18 protein-coding genes and 1 riboswitch are annotated in these 20,180 nt (G+C 37.4%); of the genes, 5 read left to right on the forward strand and 13 right to left on the reverse strand.

Annotated features, from left to right (window positions below; translation table 11 throughout):
* Window positions 1-89 precede the first annotated feature (89 nt).
* The 3 genes from BK580_RS17925 to BK580_RS17935 all read right to left on the reverse strand — a co-directional run bounded on the left by BK580_RS17925 (window position 90) and on the right by BK580_RS17935 (window position 3,574).
* Window positions 90-863: a response regulator transcription factor gene (locus BK580_RS17925; RefSeq protein WP_078381667.1), complete on the reverse strand. Its 774-nt coding sequence runs from the start codon at window positions 861-863 to the stop codon at window positions 90-92.
* Window positions 829-2,601 carry a cache domain-containing sensor histidine kinase gene (locus BK580_RS17930; RefSeq protein WP_235864065.1) on the reverse strand — a complete coding sequence of 591 codons (1,773 nt, stop codon included), beginning with the start codon at window positions 2,599-2,601 and terminating at the stop codon, window positions 829-831. Before BK580_RS17930 ends, BK580_RS17925 begins: the two co-directional genes overlap by 35 nt.
* A 295-nt stretch (window positions 2,602-2,896) precedes the next feature.
* Window positions 2,897-3,574 carry an O-methyltransferase gene (locus BK580_RS17935; RefSeq protein ID WP_078381668.1) on the reverse strand — a complete coding sequence of 226 codons (678 nt, stop codon included), beginning with the start codon at window positions 3,572-3,574 and terminating at the stop codon, window positions 2,897-2,899.
* Between the two features lie 225 nt (window positions 3,575-3,799).
* Here BK580_RS17935 and BK580_RS17940 point away from each other — a divergent pair, with 225 nt between their 5' ends.
* Both BK580_RS17940 and BK580_RS17945 read left to right on the forward strand, forming a co-directional pair.
* A complete protein-coding gene (locus BK580_RS17940; protein ID WP_078381669.1) occupies window positions 3,800-4,330 on the forward strand; it encodes a GNAT family N-acetyltransferase in 531 nt (176 codons plus the stop codon).
* Between the two features lie 188 nt (window positions 4,331-4,518).
* Window positions 4,519-4,815, forward strand: a complete 297-nt coding sequence (locus BK580_RS17945) for a hypothetical protein (RefSeq protein WP_078381670.1) — start codon at window positions 4,519-4,521, stop codon at window positions 4,813-4,815.
* Window positions 4,816-4,996: 181 nt separating this feature from the next.
* Here BK580_RS17945 and BK580_RS17950 read toward each other — a convergent pair whose 3' ends face one another.
* Entirely contained in the window at window positions 4,997-5,407 is a 411-nt protein-coding gene (locus BK580_RS17950; RefSeq protein WP_078381671.1) for a hypothetical protein, read from the reverse strand.
* A 147-nt stretch (window positions 5,408-5,554) separates the two neighbouring features.
* Between BK580_RS17950 and BK580_RS17955 the strand changes: the two genes are divergently transcribed.
* Complete coding sequence (locus tag BK580_RS17955; RefSeq protein ID WP_235864066.1) at window positions 5,555-6,574, forward strand: nuclease-related domain-containing protein; 1,020 nt, start codon at window positions 5,555-5,557, stop codon at window positions 6,572-6,574.
* A gap of 962 nt (window positions 6,575-7,536) precedes the next feature.
* On the opposite strand, the gene BK580_RS17960 is transcribed toward BK580_RS17955, so the two are convergent.
* Together BK580_RS17960 and BK580_RS17965 are read right to left on the reverse strand one after the other, a co-directional pair.
* A complete protein-coding gene (locus BK580_RS17960) occupies window positions 7,537-8,715 on the reverse strand; it encodes an IS256 family transposase (RefSeq protein WP_078378567.1) in 1,179 nt (392 codons plus the stop codon).
* A gap of 323 nt (window positions 8,716-9,038) precedes the next feature.
* Complete coding sequence (locus tag BK580_RS17965; RefSeq protein WP_078381672.1) at window positions 9,039-10,454, reverse strand: SpoVR family protein; 1,416 nt, start codon at window positions 10,452-10,454, stop codon at window positions 9,039-9,041.
* A 146-nt stretch (window positions 10,455-10,600) separates the two neighbouring features.
* Here BK580_RS17965 and BK580_RS17970 point away from each other — a divergent pair, with 146 nt between their 5' ends.
* On the forward strand, window positions 10,601-11,458 hold the full coding sequence (locus BK580_RS17970) for a sulfite exporter TauE/SafE family protein (RefSeq protein WP_078381673.1): 858 nt from the start codon (window positions 10,601-10,603) through the stop codon (window positions 11,456-11,458).
* 73 nt (window positions 11,459-11,531) lie between these two features.
* On the opposite strand, the gene mgtE is transcribed toward BK580_RS17970, so the two are convergent.
* Both mgtE and BK580_RS17980 read right to left on the reverse strand, forming a co-directional pair.
* Window positions 11,532-12,902, reverse strand: coding sequence for a magnesium transporter (gene mgtE / locus BK580_RS17975; RefSeq protein ID WP_078381674.1), 1,371 nt, complete (start codon window positions 12,900-12,902; stop codon window positions 11,532-11,534).
* 268 nt (window positions 12,903-13,170) lie between these two features.
* Window positions 13,171-13,335: riboswitch (M-box (ykoK) riboswitch) on the reverse strand.
* 190 nt (window positions 13,336-13,525) lie between these two features.
* Window positions 13,526-14,548, reverse strand: a complete 1,023-nt coding sequence (locus BK580_RS17980; RefSeq protein WP_078381675.1) for a M14 family zinc carboxypeptidase — start codon at window positions 14,546-14,548, stop codon at window positions 13,526-13,528.
* Between the two features lie 138 nt (window positions 14,549-14,686).
* Here BK580_RS17980 and BK580_RS17985 point away from each other — a divergent pair, with 138 nt between their 5' ends.
* On the forward strand, window positions 14,687-14,947 hold the full coding sequence (locus BK580_RS17985) for a YhdB family protein (protein ID WP_078381676.1): 261 nt from the start codon (window positions 14,687-14,689) through the stop codon (window positions 14,945-14,947).
* Between the two features lie 133 nt (window positions 14,948-15,080).
* Here the strand turns inward: BK580_RS17985 and BK580_RS17990 are convergent, their stop codons facing one another.
* The 5 genes from BK580_RS17990 to BK580_RS18010 form a co-directional block, all read right to left on the reverse strand.
* Window positions 15,081-15,353: a hypothetical protein gene (locus BK580_RS17990; RefSeq protein ID WP_078381677.1), complete on the reverse strand. Its 273-nt coding sequence runs from the start codon at window positions 15,351-15,353 to the stop codon at window positions 15,081-15,083.
* 54 nt (window positions 15,354-15,407) lie between these two features.
* The gene (locus tag BK580_RS17995; RefSeq protein WP_078381678.1) at window positions 15,408-15,947 is read right to left on the reverse strand and encodes an NADPH-dependent FMN reductase; all 540 of its coding nucleotides are present in this window, start codon (window positions 15,945-15,947) and stop codon (window positions 15,408-15,410) included.
* A gap of 139 nt (window positions 15,948-16,086) precedes the next feature.
* A complete protein-coding gene (locus tag BK580_RS18000) occupies window positions 16,087-16,722 on the reverse strand; it encodes a response regulator (protein WP_078381679.1) in 636 nt (211 codons plus the stop codon).
* The gene (locus BK580_RS18005) at window positions 16,719-17,855 is read right to left on the reverse strand and encodes a GAF domain-containing sensor histidine kinase (protein WP_408055249.1); all 1,137 of its coding nucleotides are present in this window, start codon (window positions 17,853-17,855) and stop codon (window positions 16,719-16,721) included. Before BK580_RS18005 ends, BK580_RS18000 begins: the two co-directional genes overlap by 4 nt.
* A 230-nt stretch (window positions 17,856-18,085) precedes the next feature.
* Entirely contained in the window at window positions 18,086-19,849 is a 1,764-nt protein-coding gene (locus tag BK580_RS18010) for a phospho-sugar mutase (protein WP_078381680.1), read from the reverse strand.
* Window positions 19,850-20,180 lie beyond the last annotated feature (331 nt).

A 20,180-nucleotide genomic window follows, 5' to 3' on the forward strand; every position in this document is an offset into this window, starting at 1 on the left:
ATCATGTGTAATACATGTTTATTTTAGCATCACAATTTAGAGCAGGTAAGGTAACAATGATTGGGTAAAACTCTAAAATATTTAGATTTTTATGAAAATATTTTCTTTTTATATTTACTTGGTGTAACCCCTTCCGCTTCCTTGAAGATTTTTATGAAGTATTTCGATGTATTATATCCGACTAATTCAGCAATTTGATCTACTGAAAACTCCGTTGTTAATAGAAGATTTTTCGCTTTTTGAACTCTGCTTCTTGTGAGATACTCACTAAAGGTAATAGTTGTCTGCTCTTTAAATAACACACTAAAGTAACTAGGATTTAGGTGGACGTGACTCGCCACTTCCTTCAGGCTTAACTGCTGTTGTATATGAGCATCGACATAGGTAATCGCCTTTTTTATGGCTCCCTCCACATGATCCACTGCTTTTAAATTTACTAATCTATCATCAACTACTTTTTCTATTATATCTACTCGATGACGTTTTTCTTCTACTTTTAATGCTTTTGCTACTTCTTCTATTAGCTTCTGTTTATTAATTGGCTTGAGTAGGTAACTCACTACCCCCAATTCAATAGCTTCTTGCGCATATTTAAAATCAGAATAAGCAGATATAATTATGACCACCGGAAAATTGCTATTTTCATTTAGTGTTTTTAGCATATCAAGACCTGTAATTTCCGGCATTGCTATATCGGTAATAAGTAAGTGAACTTTTTGTTGCTTTAAAACCTCCATTGCAGAATGCGCATTAGAAGTAGTAATAACCTCATATTTCCCATTAGCCCAAGTCACCAGCGTTTTTCTTAATCCTTGAAGTGTAATTGGCTCATCTTCCACGATTAATATGGTCTTCTGCATCATCCATACCTCCAATAAGTGGTATTTTAAAGCTACAACTAGTTCCTTTGTTTCGTTCACTCTTAAAATAAATTCCATTTAAATCATAATTTTCGTAATAAAGCTTTAATCTCTTATTTACATTTGCAATTCCTATTCCTTTACCTTTTGTGTTGAATGCGCTTTCAGTGTTAGTTAAATTATTCATTCTATTTACTTTTTCCGGATCCATTCCTTGACCATTATCCGCGACTTCTACGTTAAGACCGTTGAATGAGTTACTTTTTCCAATCTTAATTTTTACAATACCATCACCAATTTTATTACTAATTCCATGAATGATTGCATTCTCCACCAGTGGTTGAATCAGCAATTTTGGTATCTTAATGTGTTCATATTCTTCTGGAACTTCTATCATCCAATTAAATTGCTTTAATCTAAATTTCATCACAAGCATATATTTATCAATATGATTTAGCTCCTCTTTAATAGTGACCCATTCATCTTTATTACCATTATCAATCGTATAACGGAATAGGTCTGACATTGCTACTATTAGCTCTGCTAACTCTTCTTCTCCACTTTCCTCGAGGGACCAATAAATAGCATTTAGTGTATTAAAAAGAAAATGTGGATTAATTTGTGACTGTAACGCCTTTAATTCTGTTCTGCTACGTACCAATTCTTTTTCGTAAACAACTTGGATTAAATGGTTAATTTCTTCGACCAATTGATTATATGTTGTATTCAACTCATTAATTTCAACTGTGGAGGATACCTCAGTATTAAAAGTTAACTCCCCTTCACTTCTCTGTTTCATCGCTTTTGTTAGTTTAAAAATCGGGCGAGTAATCATAGTAGAAAGAATATAAGACAAAATAGTAAACAAAAAGAATCCAAGTATACCGGATAGAACGATCGCCGTTCGTAAAACAGATACACCTTCCATCAATTTTTCAACCGGAGTTAAAGTAACAAGCTGCCACCCTGTTACTTTCGATTTCTGCTTAACGATCATAAAGTCGCTCGCTTGGATTGGGACGATTCCATCTTTACTCTTAGTAAGATCCTCTATTTCCCCAGGATAATTAGTAGTGATTGGCTCATTATAATTATCTAGTAAAAGCATATAATCTCCTTGAGGAATAGGTCTCTCTGCATTCATCAATTCAAAATAGTTAGGAGTAATTTGAATCAGCAAGTAACCTCCAGTGGCAAAAGAGTCTTCCATTAGACTAACTTGCCTAATTGCCAAGAAATGATCTGGTTGCTTCGGGTCACGTCCAATCCAGACCAGTCCTCCTTCTTCCTGTTTTGCCTTCTCAATCCATTCTATTTGTAGCCTACTAGATAAACCAACATCATCTAGGGGAATAAGCTTTTTATAATTTTGCGTATATAATTCAAAGGATGAAATGCCGTTTGAATACGTTTGCAATTTATTGATCGTTCCCATGAGCAATTGGCGCTCTGTAAAGCTAAGCTCTTCTCCCATTACATTTTTCAACAATAAATGCTGGACACTAGAATTAGTAGAAACTTGTATGCTTATATTATTTATTTGCTGATATAATGACTCAATTCTTCCAGTTGCCTCTATCGCCGTTTGTTGCATTTGCTTTTCAGCCTTATCTGTAATTAAATTCAAAACAATGATATACGTCATGACTCCCACAAACAACAAAACTACTAACATCGTAAACAAATAGACGATGAGGATTTGATTACGCAAAGTTTTACTTTTTCCAAATAATGCTTTCACCTATCTCCCACCCTCAAAAAAGCTCTTGAAATAAATTTTACGCTAGGAATGGAATTTTTACTATAACAATTAGGTTCTCTTAAACACCTCTGTACTTTAACAAAGCCAACACCGTTAAGAAGAGCTACAAATATATGGATGAATTCTGGTCAGAGTTACCTAGATTGATTTATACTTTTAAGATAGCAACGATCACTTAGTTTGTCTAGATGACGAACTAAGATACATTCAAAAAAAAGAGCTAATAGTTACGAAAATAATGTCAACTAATAGCTCGTATTTAAGAAGAAACCTTTTAGCCCTTGTTTTTATCTTGTACAATACTTATGGAAAATCCATCGTACCCCTTACTTCCTACTGTTTGAATTGCAGTAGTTAAGATTCTATCTTCTTTAGATAAAGCATCAAAAAAGTGACGAACACCTTCTATTCTAGAATCTGTATTGGCACTATTAGTTACTTCTCCTGCCCGAACAACATTATCCCCAATAATGACTGTACCCACTTTCGCTAATTTAAGCGACCATTCTAAATACTTAGCATTATTTTCTTTATCAGCATCTATAAAAATAAAGTCAAAAGGCTCCACACCCTCTACTTCTAATTTTGCCAATGTATCAAGCGCAGCCCCTATTCTTATTTCTACTAAATCTAATAAACCAGCTTTTTCTATATTAGATGTAGCAACTTCCGCGTGTCTCTGTTCGAATTCTAACGTTATTAATTTACCACCCACCGGTAAAGCTCTTGCAAGCCAGATCGTGCTATAGCCCCCTAAAGTCCCAATTTCAAGAATTCTTTTTGCCCCTTTCATTTTGGCAAGGATATGTAGAAACATAGCTTGATTAGGTGCGACATCTATAGGTGGCAAACCTGCATTCGAGTTATTTTCTAATACGTTATTTAATATGGAATCATATTTTAATAGTTTCTCTTCAATATATTGATCGACTTCTTCCCATTTTTTCTCCATCAAAAATCGTCCTCTCTGTATATATACTTTATTCAACTTAATACTTATTATGCTGCACCCTAATAGAAGTTAAAAGAGTATAATTATTATACGAATGTCCCTTTTTTCAAGTATCGTAAGGGAAATTTGCTAGGATGTCTATAAATTAAAAGTTTAAGCCATTTTCTGTACAATAAGATAGTTTTAAGCTACATCAAAGATACCAAATAAAAAAGGAGTAAAACAATGAACTTACATTATGAAGTTATATCTGATGATAAAATTGAATGCTGTAGAGAAGTGTGCAATGAGCTCATGGCCTACCAAAAAGCAAAATCATCCATAACACCAGAACTGTTTGACAATATGAATTTCGACACCCGGATGGTTCCTTCTATTAAAAAAGCTTTATCCAATTTTATAGTGGTAGTGAAAGATGATGATAAAATCGTAGGTTATGTGTATTCTAATATTTCACCTAAGGAAACTTATTCCAATGAATTCGCCACTTTTTTTGACCTTTCTTCTGTTAGTAAAAATAATGTAGGTTGTTTATCTCAATTTTATATTAGAGAAGGGTACAGACAATACGGGGTTGGCTCAAAACTTTTCAATATGTCTATGGATTGGTTGAAGCACTTTGACAATGTAGAGGATTATTTTATCTTTGTTTCCAATGGCAATCATGACGCCTTGAAGTTCTATCAACGTAAAGGATTTACTGTTAGTCATGATATATTGGATGGTTTTATAACTGTTTTGCGAAATAGTAAGTAAGTTGTTAATAGGATGTGTAGCTTAGTGTTTACTTCAAATAAAGGGGTCACATTTCAGGCAGAAGCGGACAACTTGTCCCAATGATCATAAAGGTTAGTAACACTACAAAACGTAATTTTTCTCTGCGTTTTGTTTTATATCTCTCCCCATGGTGGTTTTCATAAAAGAATAGGTAACATTAACCACAGATGACTGGTATGATGTGGGCGATGTTAGGTGTGATGCTTTCTACCAATGATACGATTTTATTAGTAAAAATTTTATTAAGTATAACGATTAGTATCTCCATTATTTGTATACTTCTTTTTATCCCAATAAAAAAAGAGGAGAAGCCCCCTAGCTTTAAGTGGTTTTTATGGCCAGTTTCCACCTTTTGCATTCTCCTTCTCTTATTTATCGGTATTGATCAAATCAAGGTTTCGTCTAATGAAGCAAACCAGGATCATTCTTCTCATTTGAATAAAAAAAGAAACGAAAAAAGTTGAAATAGTTACTTCTGGCTTAAACTACTCCCCTTCTCATGTTACTCTCATCAAAGAAGAAGCCTTGAAATTACAATTAATAAATCACGATAAAGTAGAACATGATATAGAAATCGTTCTTTTCCCACATACGATAATAGATGGTGCATAACATGATCATAATGCGAACCATGCACAGTAACACTCACTTTTCTTTTATGCTATCCAGTAAAATATAACCAAAAACCAAGCCGGTCATTACTGTTATATTGGAGCCTAATAATAGGCTTACTCCCCTTGAAAATGGAAGGAAATTTCCGAAACTAGTGAAAATCAGAAGTTGACTGACAGTAATATAAAGAAGTGGGAACCCGATTGCGATTAGCTTCGGCCAGTTTATCTTCCATTTTTTCTCTGCTTTCATTTCTTTTATTAACATTGGTAATCGCAGTAGCATTCCGACAAAAATAGGGAAAAATATCATAAAAAACAAAAATGGCCTGATCTCATACGTCGTTTGCGAAAGCACTTCCAAACTCAATTGAATCCGATTTCCCACGTACAAAACAATCCCGATTATAACTGTCCATATGAAATATTGTAAAAATCGTTTCATCTTCTAACCCCCTCGACTCCTCAATAATGGAATATTTTCACTCTCTTACTATATACGAATAGGCAAATAAGAAGTTCTCTTTTTTTGAAAATTAATACCGATCGTTCACTTTCATTTTTCAAGTAATAATAATTGAAGTTTTTTCAATTGTCTATTCCTGTCTCTTATGCTAACATATTGGCAAGATCTTCAAGGAGGTGTTATCAAATTATAGGAAAAATTAGAGAAGAATCATTTAATCTAGAGGCTTTAACTGCTGCCTGTACTCGACTTTCTAAGAATGATCCACTTTATCCACTTATCTCAGCAAAGCAATTATCTCTAGAGGCTGGTATAGCTGGAGAAGATAGAGTGGCAGAGATACTCCGCCAAATTTCTTTTCCAATGGAACACCGCATTTTCCACGACCTGACCCTTAAAGCAAGCGAAACTTTCCAAATCGACTCCTTGCTTATAACACAAGCTTTCTCCCTTATTTTCGAAGTGAAAAATATCTCGGGAAAATTAACATTTAAGGAAGATCCACCACAACTAATCCGAGTTAAAGAGAATGCCCAGATTGATGGATTCGATAGTCCAGCTGCACAAGTAGAGCGGAACGTCGAATTATTTCAAGAATGGCTCCAACAGCGCGGAATAAATATTCCTGTCTTTGGAGTAGTCGTCTTGGCATACCCGAAGCAGATTGTCGATGTTGCCCCTAAGAAAACCAAAGTTTTATTCCCAAAGTTAATCCCAACCTACATCAAGAAATTTTATCCACTTCCAAAAAAATTCGATAGTAAAACTTTAGACACCATCACAGCTAAACTTATCCAAGCACATCAACCTTTTATTCCAAATCCTATATGCCAAACTTACAATATTCCCAAAACCGTTTTTCAAACTGGGGTACTATGCACATTTTGCGGCAAATTCGGAATGACGAAAATAAAGAAATCATGGCAGTGTCCTAGCTGTAAAGAAACAGATCGACTCGCACATCAAAAAGACATTAGAGTTTGGTTTTTACTAATTGGGAGAAAGATGACGAACAGTGATTGTCGTGAGTTTTTGAGGGTAGATGATCCACCTACAGCATACCGTCTCTTACAGAGTATGAAGCTTCAAGGTATTGGAGTTTTTAAAAAACGTATCTATTATATGGATTTCAACAAAAAAATATAGCGATATTTATATTAATTGGTATACGTAGAGATCCGCTAAGCAAAGTGTTGCTATCCGTCGGTAATCGCTTCATTCGTTGGTAGTTCGTCCCTATCCGTTGGTAAATCCCTGCATTCGTTGCTATTTCGTCCCTATCCGTCGGTAAATCCCTGCATTCGTTGGTATTTCGTCCCTATTCGTCGGTAAATCCCTGCATTCGTTGGTAGTTCGTCCCTATCCGTCGGTAAATTGCTTCACTCGTTGGTATTTCGTCCCTATTCGTCGGTAAATCCCTTCATTCGTTGGTATACGTCCCTATCCGTCGGTAAATTGCTTCACTCGTTGGTATTTCGTCCCTATCCGTCGGTAAATCCCTTCATTCGTTGCTATTTCGTCCCTATCCGTCGGTAAATCCCTGCATTCGTTGGTAGTTCGTCCCTATCCGTTGGTAAATCCCTTCATTCGTTGCTATTTCGTCCCTACCCGTCGGTAAATCCCTTCATTCGTTGGTAGTTCGTCCCTATCCGTCGGTAAATCCCTTCATTCGTTGGTAGTTCGTCCCTATCCGTCGGTAAATCCCTTCATTCGTTGGTAGTTCGTCCCTATCCGTCGGTAATCGCTTCATTCGTTGGTAGTTCGTCCCTATCCGTTGGTAAATCCCTTCATTCGTTGGTAGTTCGTCCCTATCCGTCGGTAAATTCCTTCATTCGTTGATAGTTCGTCCCTATCCGTCGGTAAATCCCTTCATTCGTTGGTAGTTCGAGTCAAGTCCATATTATTGTGTAAAAGTGTCAACAATGAGTTTCGACAAGACAATAAATAAGATTAGGTGAGCGATACGTATTTCGAATTTACATCGAGAGGTGGGCATGATAGCCTGCGTGGGCAGGCCAGGTTTAAGAAACCTGGCTTCCTGGCTTTTCATCATGCCCACAGAGGCTCGATGTCAATTTGAAATTAGGCTTAACCACTATCTTTTAGGGTTAATTAGGCTTGATATCTTTTAGATAGGGGATGTTATGCTTATTCCAGTCTGCTTCTATATTCATTAAAACGGCTCCAATGATTCGATTGGCAGATTGTTCATTAGGGAAAATCTGAATGACTCGTTCTCTTCTACGTATTTCTCTGTTAACACGTTCTAACATGTTAGTGGTACGTAGGTTCTTATGGTGTTGAACTGGTTGTGAATGAAATTGAATAGCGTCCTCAAACCCATCCTCTAGTTTATTAATAGCTTTACTGAAGCCCTTTGTGTCTTGGTACTTTTCCACAAAACGGGCTTTCATCTCTCTTACAAGTTTGATATCCGAGTTCTGAAACATGTCTTTAAGCTCTTGTCGAGCTTCTGTTGTCTTTTTAGGGAGGGTGTCCATGATGTTCCTTAAGAAATGGACCACACATCTCTGCCAAGAGGTTCCTAAGAATGATGTTTGAATGGAAGAAACCAAACCAGCATGGGCATCAGAGATCACCATTTTAGGAGATTGAAGTCCTCTAGATTTTAGGTACTCAAAGAAATTAGACCAGCTTTCAGTGGATTCCGAGTGATTAACTTTCAAGCCAATGATTTCTCTATGCCCGTTTTGGTTCACCCCACAAGCAATATGAACACTTTTAGACACCACCTTTTGGTTTTCCCGAACCTTGATATATAGAGCGTCCACGTAAACATAAGGGTAGTAAAACGTGTTTAATGGACGGTTTCTCCATTCGTTGATGATAGGATCAAGTGTTTTGGTTAAATTGGAAACGAGAGATTTAGACACACTTTTCCCACACAGCTCTTCTACAATTTTCGTTACCTTTCGTGTAGAAACCCCATTTACCACCATTTCAATCATGGAAAGAATAAGAGCCTGTTCGCAGCGTGCATATTTTTGAAAGACAGTGGTAGAAAATTCCCCATCTCGTGTACGAGGAACTCTAAGTTTTAGAGAACCAGCTCCCGTAATCAACTCACGCTCATAATACCCATTCCGATAGGATCGGCGTTCTTCAGTTCTCTCATGAGAGAGTGCGTTGATGTACTCATCTCTTTCTTTTTCCATCAAAGAATTTAAAATAAGGGAAAGGGATGCTTTTACAGGTGATTCTAAAGCGCTTTTTTCGATTTTCTCTTTGAGATCTTCTAAATTTATAGTAATATTGATTTGGGTCATCATCATGTCCTCCGTGCGTGTAGTTTTCTTGGTCGAAAACATTGTAACACCACGGGTCATGATGGTGACCTTTCTATTTACACAATTATATGGACTTTATCGTAGTTCGTCCCTATCCGTCGGTAAATCCCTGCATTCGTTGGTATTTCGTCCCTACCCGTCGGTAAATCCCTGCATTCGTTGGTATTTCGTCCCTATCCATCGGTAAATCCCTGCATTCGTTGATAAGTGTCCTAAGTGTCCGCTCACCCACAGCAAAAAAAGGCATCGACCTAAACCGATGCCTCTAAATCTATTGCTAGCTACCTGAAATGTTACCTAAATCAAATATACTTCCGATGCACACTCTTCCCATCATAGGTAAACAACACATTTTTTGTCTCGATAACCGACTCCATATGAACCGGTCTGCCCCAGATTTGATGAATGTAGGGCAACACTTTCTCTAGGTACTTGAGGTCCAGTTCGATTCCTTCGTACCAGTGCTTCAAGTATAACTCTCCAGTTCTCAAATAATCTCCGTCATTTACAGTGATGTATGGGAAACCGCCATTTACACGCATATTTACTAGTTGCTCTCGTACCCCTTCCCATGCTTTGTCAACGATTTTGTAGTCTTTTCCTTGTTTTTGGAAAAGATACATATCTTCGCGCATGACTAAGTCTTTGTTAAGGTAGTTTCGTAAAAATGAGATGTCAGATTCTACTTCTCGAACTTCAAACATTTTCTCTCGACCAGATCCAGGTACAACTCCATCTCGCTTCATGTCCTCAGTTGGGTTGTTGTAGCGTTCTTCGATGTCCTCAAAGATTTTGATTCCAAGGTAGTAAGGATTAATACTTGTTCGGGAAGGCTGCACGACTCCAGCATTCAGTTTTGCATACTCTAATGCATCCCCACTTGTTAAGTCCATTTCCCTTAGAATACGTTGATGCCAGTACGATGCCCAGCCTTCGTTCATTATTTTTGTTTCCATTTGTGGCCAGAAGTAGAGCATCTCTTCGCGCATCATCGTTAAGATATCACGCTGCCAGTCCTCAAGTTCACTACTGTAATGTTCAATAAAAAGAAGAATATCCTTTTCAGGCTGCGGTGGGAATTTCTTTTTCTTTCTTTTAGGTACTGACTTCGGTTTGTTTCGCTCATCTAAGTTCCATAAGTCATCGTATACGCTGGCTTTTTTCTTTACCTCTTCTTCTTCTTCCATATCCTCGATACTCCAGGCAAGTTTAGAACGTACCAACGATGGATCGATATGCTCTTGAATGGCTAGCACAGCATTTAGAAAATCCTCTACTTCTTTTTTTCCATGGTCTTGCTCATACTGTTTAATTCTTTCAGCTGTTGCAGCCATGCTTTCTACCATATCGCGATTTGTATTTTGAAAACGGCAGTTATTCTTGAAAAAATCACAATGTGCCAAAACATGCGCAACAATTAATTTGTTTTGAATCAAAGAATTGGTATCTAGTAAAAAGGCGTAGCAAGGGTTCGAGTTAATCACTAGCTCATAAATTTTACTAAGACCTAGATCATAATGAAGCTTCATTTTGTGAAATTGCTTTCCAAAGCTCCAGTGGGAAAAACGTGTTGGCATTCCATAAGCACCAAATGTATAGATGATGTCTGCTGGACATATTTCATAACGCATCGGATAAAAATCTAGCCCAAAGCCTTTTGCAATCTCGGTAATTTCATCAATGGCTCGAAATAACGCTTTTTCGTCATCTGCCCTCATATTACAACCTCCCTTTTCCTCTTATCACAATGTATGAACAAGTTTGCAATATCATGAAAGTCGATTGTTTTTTCCAGCATTAATTTTGGCATTAAGAAAAAAAATGCAAGTTTGTCATGGTATAATTCTCATGGGGAGATGTTACGATGGAATTTATACTATTAATTATTTTAGGTTTTTCTATTAGCATGTTATCTGGATTTTTTGGGATTGGTGGAGGATTTGTCTTAACCCCCATACTATTATTGTTAGGTTATAGTCCGCTTGAAGCTATTTCAACTAGTCTTTTGTATACGATTGGTACTTCCATAGCTGGAGTGTATGCTCATTATAAAATGAAAAATATCTTATGGAAGGAAGCGCTAATCATTGGTTTGAGTGGCGTTGTGGCAACCCAAATTGCCTTTCCTTTTGTGAGTTGGTTAGAAGTAAATAATTATTCCGAAATAGCAATACCGTTCATGTACCTTTCACTTCTGTCTTTTTTGGCTTTTAAAATGCTCTCTAAGGTATCTACATCCAGAAAAAAATCTGGGCCACCTTCATTCATTATACTTATAACGATTGGATTAATAGCGGGATTCTTATCCACTACTTTAGGAGTTGGTGGAGGATTTATCATTGTACCACTTCTTATTACTTTCTACTCGGTAACTTCTCGACAAGCAGTAGCAACAAGTTTAGCAAGTGTGATTCTTATTGTATCGGCGGGATTTATCACTTATGCAATGAACTTACCAAAAATCCACTATGAAACAGGTTTATTATTAATCGTCGGGGCAATTGTCGGAACTCAGCTAGGCGCACGAGCCACTATTTTTGTCAAAAATGAAAGTATCCCGCGTTTGTTAGGCTTTCTTTATATCGTAACTATAACTGGTTTAATTCTGAAGATGTACGATCAAACAATTATTGGACTCGTAACTTTAATCTGTTATACATTGTTTGTGAACATTTACCTGGCTATGCACCTAATTAGGCGCAAAGTATTGCCATCATATTAAATTTTGCTAACTATTTTTTTATAAAAAAGCTATCCTACAGTCAGTAATCACTGACAGAATAGGATAGCTTTTTTCAAGTTGAAGTAATATAAGATAAAAATGCAGTTGCAATTCCAAAATAAATGAGTAGCGATAAAATATCATTTACCGTTGTAATAAGTGGCCCTGATGCAATAGCAGGGTCAATATTTAACTTATACAAAATTAACGGAATGACTGTTCCAGCTAAAGTACCAATGATAAGCGTAATAAAAAGGGAAGAGCCTACTACTAAACCAAGCACTAAATCTCCACGCCATACGTAAGCAATAATAGTTATAAGAATCGCACATGTAATTCCAATCGTTACACCAACACCAAACTCTCGTAAAATAACCCTTGTCACGATTTTTTTATCTATCTCACGGGAAATAAGACCACGAACAACGACTGCTAATGATTGTGTTCCAGTATTCCCTGTCATCCCAGCAATCATTGGCATGAAAAAAGCCAATGCGACTGCTTTATCTAAAGTTTCCTCAAAACCACTAATAATACTACCAGAAATAAGTCCAATAAATAATAATAAGATCAACCAAGGTAGTCTTCTTGCAGACGCCACAAGCGCTGGTGTATCAAAATCAATATCCTTACCTGATGCAGATAGCTTTTCAATATCCTCGTTTGCTTCTTGAATCACTACATCGATGACATCATCGACGGTTATAATCCCGATAAGCATTCTATTATCATCTACTACCGGAACTGCTAAGAAATCATAACGTTCAATTACATGTGCTACTTCTTCTTGATCAGTATCAACATGCACGGAAATGACTCGGGAAAACATAATATCCATAATTTTTTCATAGGCATCTGCTAAAATTAAATCTCGGTAGGAAACAACCCCTACTAATCGCTTTTCTTCATCAATAACGTATAAGTAGTTAATGGTTTCCGCTAGTTCTGCGTAGGATTTTAATTTATCCACTACTTCACGCACCGTATATTCCTGTGGTATCCATACATAACGGTTTGTCATTAATCGTCCAGCTGTTTCAGGTTCGTACTTCATTAAATCCTGAACAGCCGTCGATTCCTCTTTATTCATTTTAGATAAAAATGCACCTTTAATCTCTGGATCCATTTCATTAAACAATGCTGCAAGATCATCGTTGTCCATACGATCCATAACTTTTGCTGATTTATCTACTCCAATTTTTTTGAGCACTTCTAATTGTAATTCCTGATTCAGCTCTTGTATAAGTGCGGTTAATTGTTCAATCGTTAAGTAAGTTAAAAAGCGCACTTTATGCTTTTCTGGAAGCTGTTGATAAATAATTCCCGTATCATAGGGCTGTAATTCTTGAATGATATCTTGAAAAGCTTTACGTTTTCCATCTTTTAAGTAGTTAATAATATTTAAAATAATTTGATCCTCTGTCATGTTATGCACTAGGCTCATGCTCACTACCTCCTCTGCCAACTAGGAAGGACAAGGATTCACTCTATTTTTCAACCAACAGGCGGCAATCAAAAAATAAATATGGCCCTTGCACTTCATTTATCTTCGTCCTCGGACTTGGACTACTATCCATTTTTGTTACCACCTCCGTTTAAATGTGTACGTTAGGTTTTGAAGCTAAATCCTAACAAATAATTTCCATTTTCATTAAAAAAAGCACCTTTCATTCAAATCGAATGAAGGTGCATAAATGCCTAAATAAGCCATTTATTCCCCCCATTCGTAGAGCTTTAGCACTGTGTGGCATAGGATTACTCCAGCTACATTAAATACCACCTTATATCGATGGTATCTGTTGACCCATTGGCGTCTTTGGACGTTTCTGGGCAGCAGCGTCTCTCCAACACAGGAGCCTCACCTAACGAAGGTTCAAGTGTGCTTCAAATAATACTCTACAAGGAAAAAACGGAAAGTGTCAACCTTTTTTTATTGCACCCCGTCAACTTCTAGCGATACATTTTTTTATTAAAAATAAATCATTACTATATAACCCGATGATTAAATAAAGACACTTAACAAACTAAATACCCTTTTTCCAATTTACAAAAACCCCTACTATAACATTATTCTTCCTCATTTACATTTGTTTCATTACTTGATAAAAATAATTTCTTTGATTTTGTTGCTAAATAGAATCCAACCTTTTTATTTCGGTTCCACTCCTCATAAAAAACTGCTAGTGGCGGGTTAGTTTCTTGAACGGGATAAGATATTTCTGGTGTAAATGACGGCCTTTTAAATTCAGAGACAAACCAGTCTGAAAAGCCTCCACCTACAGCATGTTCTTGAGGATAATCTAACTGATACCCAGTCATATTTGATAGCTCTTTCGCTATCGCTAAATCCCGTTTTACAACCGCTTTATCATTATTGAAATTCCAATAAAGGACCCTACCAGAAGAGTGATAAGTAACTGCCATTAAAGGCTTGGTCTGTCGAGTAAACCTTACAATTGCTCTCGTTTCCTTTGCTTGTAAAGGAAATTTACCTTTATAAAACTGATATGAAGGTACTGACGTTTGCTCTTTTATAGTCGACCAGCCAGTTGGATATTGACGATTTAAATCTAGACCTTTTCCATTAGCTTTCCATCTTTCGAAATTTTTGCTGTTTTCATTCATTTGGATAAGTTTATTTTGCATATATTTTGGTAAAAAACTAATACCTTCCTGTTGAATTCGAATGCCATCCGGATTTACCATTGGAACGAACCAAATGGCGACCTCATCAAGGATCGCGGAATCATAACCAAACTTAGATTCTTTTTTTGAATAGGCATCTAAATAATGTTCCAGCTTTGTCATCACAAGACTCGTTGTCAGCCACTCCCTCCCATGATGACCTGCTAAAATAATGATACTTGGTTCTCCCGTTCCCACCTTTATCGCCCAAATATTTTTTCCGAATTCACTTTTGCCAATTGAATCTATTTGCATATCGTTACGATATTTTCTTTTTAACCCTTTTAGGTCTTCCACCATTCTTTCATAGGTATACCATTCCTGTGCATTTACAAAATTCGCATAGCTTTGGTACGGAAGGATATTTATTAAAATTATCAGTATTATTACTGTTTTCATTTGCATACTTGGTCACCTCAAAAAACTGTTTCACTTATTTTGCCTTAGTATTCAGTTGGAGATACGACCAACATTTACAATGAGGGTTTATCCTAAAAAAGACACAAAATAATAACACTCCTTACCAAGAGGAGGAAGGAAAAGATGAATACAGTTGATTATGACCGAGCATTGTATTACACTCACCGATCGGAGTGGGATAATCTGCTCATACTAATGGTGAGAACGAAGGACGATTTTTTATCGAAAAATATTGAACACTTTTTACATTCCTACAATTTCTCAAAGGACTATCGAGTCATTGAGCGACATTTGAATCAGTTATTGCGTTATATTGATCATGCTGTCAATAGAAGCATAGCCGATCACGACCTATCAGAAGTAAGTCATGGGTATTTGGTGTAAAATTGTAGTGAGGGTCCTGTACTAGCAGCAAATAAGGGGAAATGTATACCTTATTTGCTGCTTTTTAAATTTTTGCTTGCCTGGAAAGTGATTTTTTATTACCTTTTTTAATTTTTTTCAAAAAAAGGTAACTTTACACACAAATTTCACATTGATTTACCAGATTTCCGACAGGGTTCTCACGTTTCTCAGCGAGGTTCTCACGCTTCTCGGCGAGGTTCTCACGCTTCTCGGTGAGGTTCTCACGCTTCTCAGCAAGGTTCTCACGCTTCTCAGCAAGGTTCTCACGCTTCTCAGCAAGGTTTTCACGCTTCTCAGCAAGGTTCTCACGCTTCTCGGCAAGGTTCTCACGCTTCTCAGCAAGGTTCTCACGCTTCTCGGTGAGGTTCTCCACGCTTCTCGGCAAAGTCCTCACCTCCCTCTCAGTCGAGCAGTTCTCAATAAAAAAAGAGCCCCATCTCTAGGCCTCTTCCTTCGTTAGCATATATTGACGCATTTCTACGTACATCGTTAATTCTTTATATAGAGCGTCCACTAACTTTGCGCTCTCTTCGTTAACACCATCATTTTGATAATCAAAGCAATGTGGATCAAGCACTAGTTGTTTTGGAATAACATTTGCATAGACACCACGTCCCACTACGCGCATATTGTTCAGTGCGTTAATTCCGCCTTTGCCGCCGCCTGCAACTGCTAAAAGTCCAACTGGCTTGCTATGAAATTGCTCGTTTCCTAGAAAATCCAACGCATTTTTCAAAGCTCCACTCATTCCACTGTGATATTCTGGTGAAAGTAGAATTACTGCATCTGCTTTTTTTACTTTATCTCGTAATGCCACTATATTCTCTAATTCATTTTGATACGCTTCTCCATTGTATAAAGGAATATCTCCTTCGCTTAAGTCAATGAGTTCTGTTTGATATGTTCGTTGAATGAATCTTGCAACTATTCCAGTTCTTCCACTTTTTCTTGGGCCACCGCTAATAACTAAAATATTCATTGTAATGACTCCTCTCTTACTATTTGTATTCTTAGTATACCTGTAAGTACACTTACGTAAAATCGGAAAATATGGCTAAGTATACCTACTAATTTAGACGGAGATTCATACGCAAACCTCCTACTTTAGTCGTAGAAAATTAACCTAATCCATGCTTCACTGCGTACAGGGCAGCTTGTGTACGATCTGCTAATTCTAATTTCGCCAATATATTTGAAACATGTGTTTTTACTGTTTTTTCCGTTATAAATAAAGACGAGGCTATTTCTTTATTACTTTTACCTTTAGAAATTTCACCTAATACTTCCAGTTCTCTTTTTGTTAAATCTTCATGTAGGATTTTATTGGAGCCACGACCATGTGTAAAATGTGACATCACATGAGAGGTTACTTTAGGATGCAGCTGACTTTCGCCACGATGAACAGCATGAATCGCTGCAATTAATTGATCTGGCTCCACGTCCTTAAGTTGATAGCCTGCTGCACCAGCGCGGATTGCCGGGATAACATGATCTTGATCAGAAAAGCTAGTCAAAATTAATACCCTACAAGGAAGTCTCTTTTCCATAATTCTTCTAGTTGCTTCAATCCCATCAACACCAGGCATTACTAGGTCCATAAGAATAACATCTGGTTGTAAAGTAATAGCTAATTCTACCGCTTCTTCTCCATTTTTCGCTTCCCCGACTATTTCAATATCCTTTTGAGTCTTTAGAAAAAATAGTAACCCCCGCCGTACAACGTGATGATCATCCGCAATTAGCACTCGTATCATTGTTTCTCCTCCTTTTTAACAGGCATTTCTATTCGAATCTTCGTACCCTGTCCCAATCGACTATCAATGGTGAAGATTCCTCCAAATGCTTCTGTTCGTTCCTTCATACTTGATAATCCAAGAGAAGGAATGAATTCACTTGGATCAACGGAAAAACCTGCGCCAAAGTCTTCAATTTCAAATACTACGCTTTTGTTTTCTATCTCGATTCGCAGCATCGCTTCACGTGTCCCAGCATGTTTTTTACAATTATTGAATGCCTCTTGTCCTATTCTCCATAGACATTCTTCGATGTGGGAAGGTAGATCAACTACCCCTTTTACTTCACAATCAATTTCCACACCTAGGACTTTCCCGTAATTCATTAGCGCACTTACTAAACCATTTTCAAGCCCCTGTGGTCGAAGTTGCCAAATAAGGGCACGCATTTCACTCAACGCCTCTTGTGAAAGCTCTTGCATATAACTCAGCATCTCTTTAATTTGCGGATCTTCTGTTAATTCCTTTGTCCCTCTTGCCGTTAACATCAGCGAAAATAACAGCTGGTTGACGGAATCATGAAGGTCTCTTGCTAACCGGTTACGTTCAGCAATAACTAATAAATGCTGCTCATTTTCGGCAAGCCTAATCCGTTTTAGCGTTGTTCCAATTTGAAAGGCAACCGATTCTAATAAAGCTAGCTCTGTATCAGAAAAATAGGTTTTGTTTGGGGAAGCTACATTTAACAAGCCAAACTTCTCCTCTCCTGCCCGTAATGGTACCGTCGCGTGGTGGGTGATATCATCTGTATTTCCCCATTTAAATTTAATGGCATCTTCTAGCCTTTTACATTCAATAATATTGGAGGCACGCTTTAGCCGACCATCTTTATACTGATCTAAACACCAACATCCCCCTTTACACATTGGCTTTTTATTATTACCAACAAGCGCTTCTGGAAGATGATGGTCCGCCGCTAACGTATATGATCCATTCTCATCTATTAGGTAAATCCAGCCTGCTTGTAGACCTGTCACTCGAAGTAATTCCTCGAGTACTCCATTTAACATTGTCTTTTGATCATTAGCCTGGTTTAATGCCTCCGCAATTATCTTTAAAGCACGTAACTCCTGCACCCTCTGATCCTCACCCAAAAAATCCCCTCCCACTACACACTTCTAATCCGTATCATTATTCCTCTATTTTACCAAGCCCCTCACACATTCACCTTAGAAAAAAGTCTCGGATTCTCTACAACTTTAGTCTCAGGAAGTTTATCTATTGTTAAATTTATGGGACTAACCCCTTTTTTAATAAACTGGATCATACGATTAGAACGTAATAAAAGGAAAGGCAGAAGCCTTTCCTTCGATTACTTACTTATTTACGCTTTTCCTACAGAGTTCATATTAGTTAAGAACTCCTCTACTTTTACCATAAATGCGTTAGAAATTTCTTCTAGCTTTTCTTTACTTTGGGTAAAAGTCTCGGATTGAATGCCAAAATAGAATTTAATCTTCGGCTCTGTTCCAGATGGACGTACACATACCCATGATCCGTCCTCTAAAAAGTATTTCAATACATTGGATTTTGGTAATTCTATCTTTTCACGTTTTCCTGAAGCAATAACAGTTCTTTCTTGACTCGCGTAATCTTCCATAGCGACCACTTTGTAGCCATTAATTTCCGCTGGTGCAGACTCTCGGAAAGCGGTCAATAGGTTGCCAATTTGCTCGGCGCCTTCCTTACCTTTTAATGTTAGAGACTTCATACCTTCTAAATAGTAGCCATACTGTTCATATAAATCAATCAAGCCCTCATACATCGTCTTGCCCTGTTTTTTGTAAAATGCACAAATTTCAACTGCCATTAAAGCTGCTTGAACGGCATCTTTATCACGTGCAAAATCACCAATTAATGAACCATAGCTCTCTTCGTATCCAAATAAGAAGGAATATTCACCAGTTGCTTCATATTGCTTCATTTTTTCTCCGATGAATTTAAAGCCAGTCAAGGTGTCCACTGTCGCAACCTTATAACTATCAGCAATCACTCGACCAAATTCAGAAGTAACAATTGTTTTTAACATTACTCCATTTTCAGGAAGGGTACCCGTTGCTTTCTTTTCAGACAGTAGATAGTGAAGGAATAACGCTCCCGTTTGATTCCCAGTTAGCACCACATACTCGCCCGCTTCATTCTTCACAGCCACTCCAAGTCTATCAGCGTCAGGGTCTGTTGCGATTAAAATGTCCGCATCTATTTCTTTTCCATCACGAATCGCAAGCTCAAATGCGGCATGCTCTTCTGGGTTAGGAGAAGCAACCGTTGAGAAATTCGGATCTGGCAGTTCTTGCTCTGCTACAATCTTTACATTCTTATAGCCTAAAGCTTCTAATCCTGCGCGAACTGGTAAATTTGCTGTTCCGTGAAGGGGAGTAAAAACAACCTTCACTTTGTCACCCATTTCTGCTCCTAATTCAGGATGAACAGAGATTGTTTTAAGCTTTTCTTGATAAGCTTGATCCAATTCTTCCCCAATCATTTTAATGAGTCCTTTTTCTTTTAGGACTTCTTCTGATTCCACCTTAATTTCCAACTCATTTTCTACTTCCTGTACTTTTGCAATCACTTGATCTGCTTCGAATAAAGGAAGCTGTCCTCCGTCTGGACCATATACTTTATATCCATTATATTCCGGAGGGTTATGACTTGCGGTCACTACAATTCCAGAAAAGGCGTTTAATTCACGTACCGCAAATGATAACACGGGCGTTGGACGCAGACTTTCAAATACATAGGTTTGAATACCATGACTAGCTAAAGTTTTAGCTGCTTCCATCGCAAATTCAGGAGACTTATGACGGCAATCATACGCAATCGCTACGCCACCTCTTTTTGCATTCTCCCCAAAGGATTCTATGTAACGCGCAAGACCTTCCGAAGCTTTTCGGACCGTATAAACATTCATTCTATTTGTACCAGCGCCGATTTCTCCTCGCATACCACCTGTACCAAACTCTAATTCTTTATAAAAGCTATCCTCTTTTACTGTTTCATCGTCTTTCATTTCCTCAATAAGCTTGACCATTTCCTCGTCAAGATTCGTGTTACTTTCCCAAAGTTCGTATTTATCCATCCAGTTCATCTGTCTCTTCCTCCTTGCAATTATCAGGATACTGTACATTTCTCTTTTACACGTACACCTTCCTGCAAAAAAAATCCGTCGAATTATGACAAAATATGCACGAGTGAACGCTTCCATCCTTTATTATACTAAAAAAATAAGGCTATGTTAAAGCTAATTATTAATACTTGCCTAACTCTTGCTGGTGATTGGAACGAAAGTCGTAGCCCATACAAACCAAATTTGCACTATGAAGGATGAAAATGTATTTGTTAAATGTTAGTTACATCTAAACCGGGCTACTCTGAGGTCTTATTTTTCCTTACAATTCAAATCCATAACCTCAGACACT

It is taken from the genome of Sutcliffiella halmapala, from assembly GCF_002019665.1.
In the GTDB taxonomy this organism is placed as follows: Bacteria; Bacillota; Bacilli; order Bacillales; family Bacillaceae_I; genus Sutcliffiella_A; species Sutcliffiella_A halmapala.

Coding starts and splice junctions, on each gene's coding strand:
- BK580_RS17925 (WP_078381667.1), bottom strand. CDS start 863: ATGATGCAGAAGACCATATTAATCGTGGAAGATGAGCCAATTACACTT.
- BK580_RS17935 (WP_078381668.1), bottom strand. CDS start 3,574: ATGGAGAAAAAATGGGAAGAAGTCGATCAATATATTGAAGAGAAACTA.
- BK580_RS17940 (WP_078381669.1), top strand. CDS start 3,800: ATGAACTTACATTATGAAGTTATATCTGATGATAAAATTGAATGCTGT.
- BK580_RS17945 (WP_078381670.1), top strand. CDS start 4,519: ATGACTGGTATGATGTGGGCGATGTTAGGTGTGATGCTTTCTACCAAT.
- BK580_RS17950 (WP_078381671.1), bottom strand. CDS start 5,407: ATGAAACGATTTTTACAATATTTCATATGGACAGTTATAATCGGGATT.
- BK580_RS17960 (WP_078378567.1), bottom strand. CDS start 8,715: ATGACCCAAATCAATATTACTATAAATTTAGAAGATCTCAAAGAGAAA.
- BK580_RS17965 (WP_078381672.1), bottom strand. CDS start 10,454: ATGAGGGCAGATGACGAAAAAGCGTTATTTCGAGCCATTGATGAAATT.
- BK580_RS17970 (WP_078381673.1), top strand. CDS start 10,601: ATGGAATTTATACTATTAATTATTTTAGGTTTTTCTATTAGCATGTTA.
- mgtE (WP_078381674.1), bottom strand. CDS start 12,902: ATGAGCCTAGTGCATAACATGACAGAGGATCAAATTATTTTAAATATT.
- BK580_RS17980 (WP_078381675.1), bottom strand. CDS start 14,548: ATGCAAATGAAAACAGTAATAATACTGATAATTTTAATAAATATCCTT.
- BK580_RS17985 (WP_078381676.1), top strand. CDS start 14,687: ATGAATACAGTTGATTATGACCGAGCATTGTATTACACTCACCGATCG.
- BK580_RS17995 (WP_078381678.1), bottom strand. CDS start 15,947: ATGAATATTTTAGTTATTAGCGGTGGCCCAAGAAAAAGTGGAAGAACT.
- BK580_RS18000 (WP_078381679.1), bottom strand. CDS start 16,722: ATGATACGAGTGCTAATTGCGGATGATCATCACGTTGTACGGCGGGGG.
- BK580_RS18010 (WP_078381680.1), bottom strand. CDS start 19,849: ATGAACTGGATGGATAAATACGAACTTTGGGAAAGTAACACGAATCTT.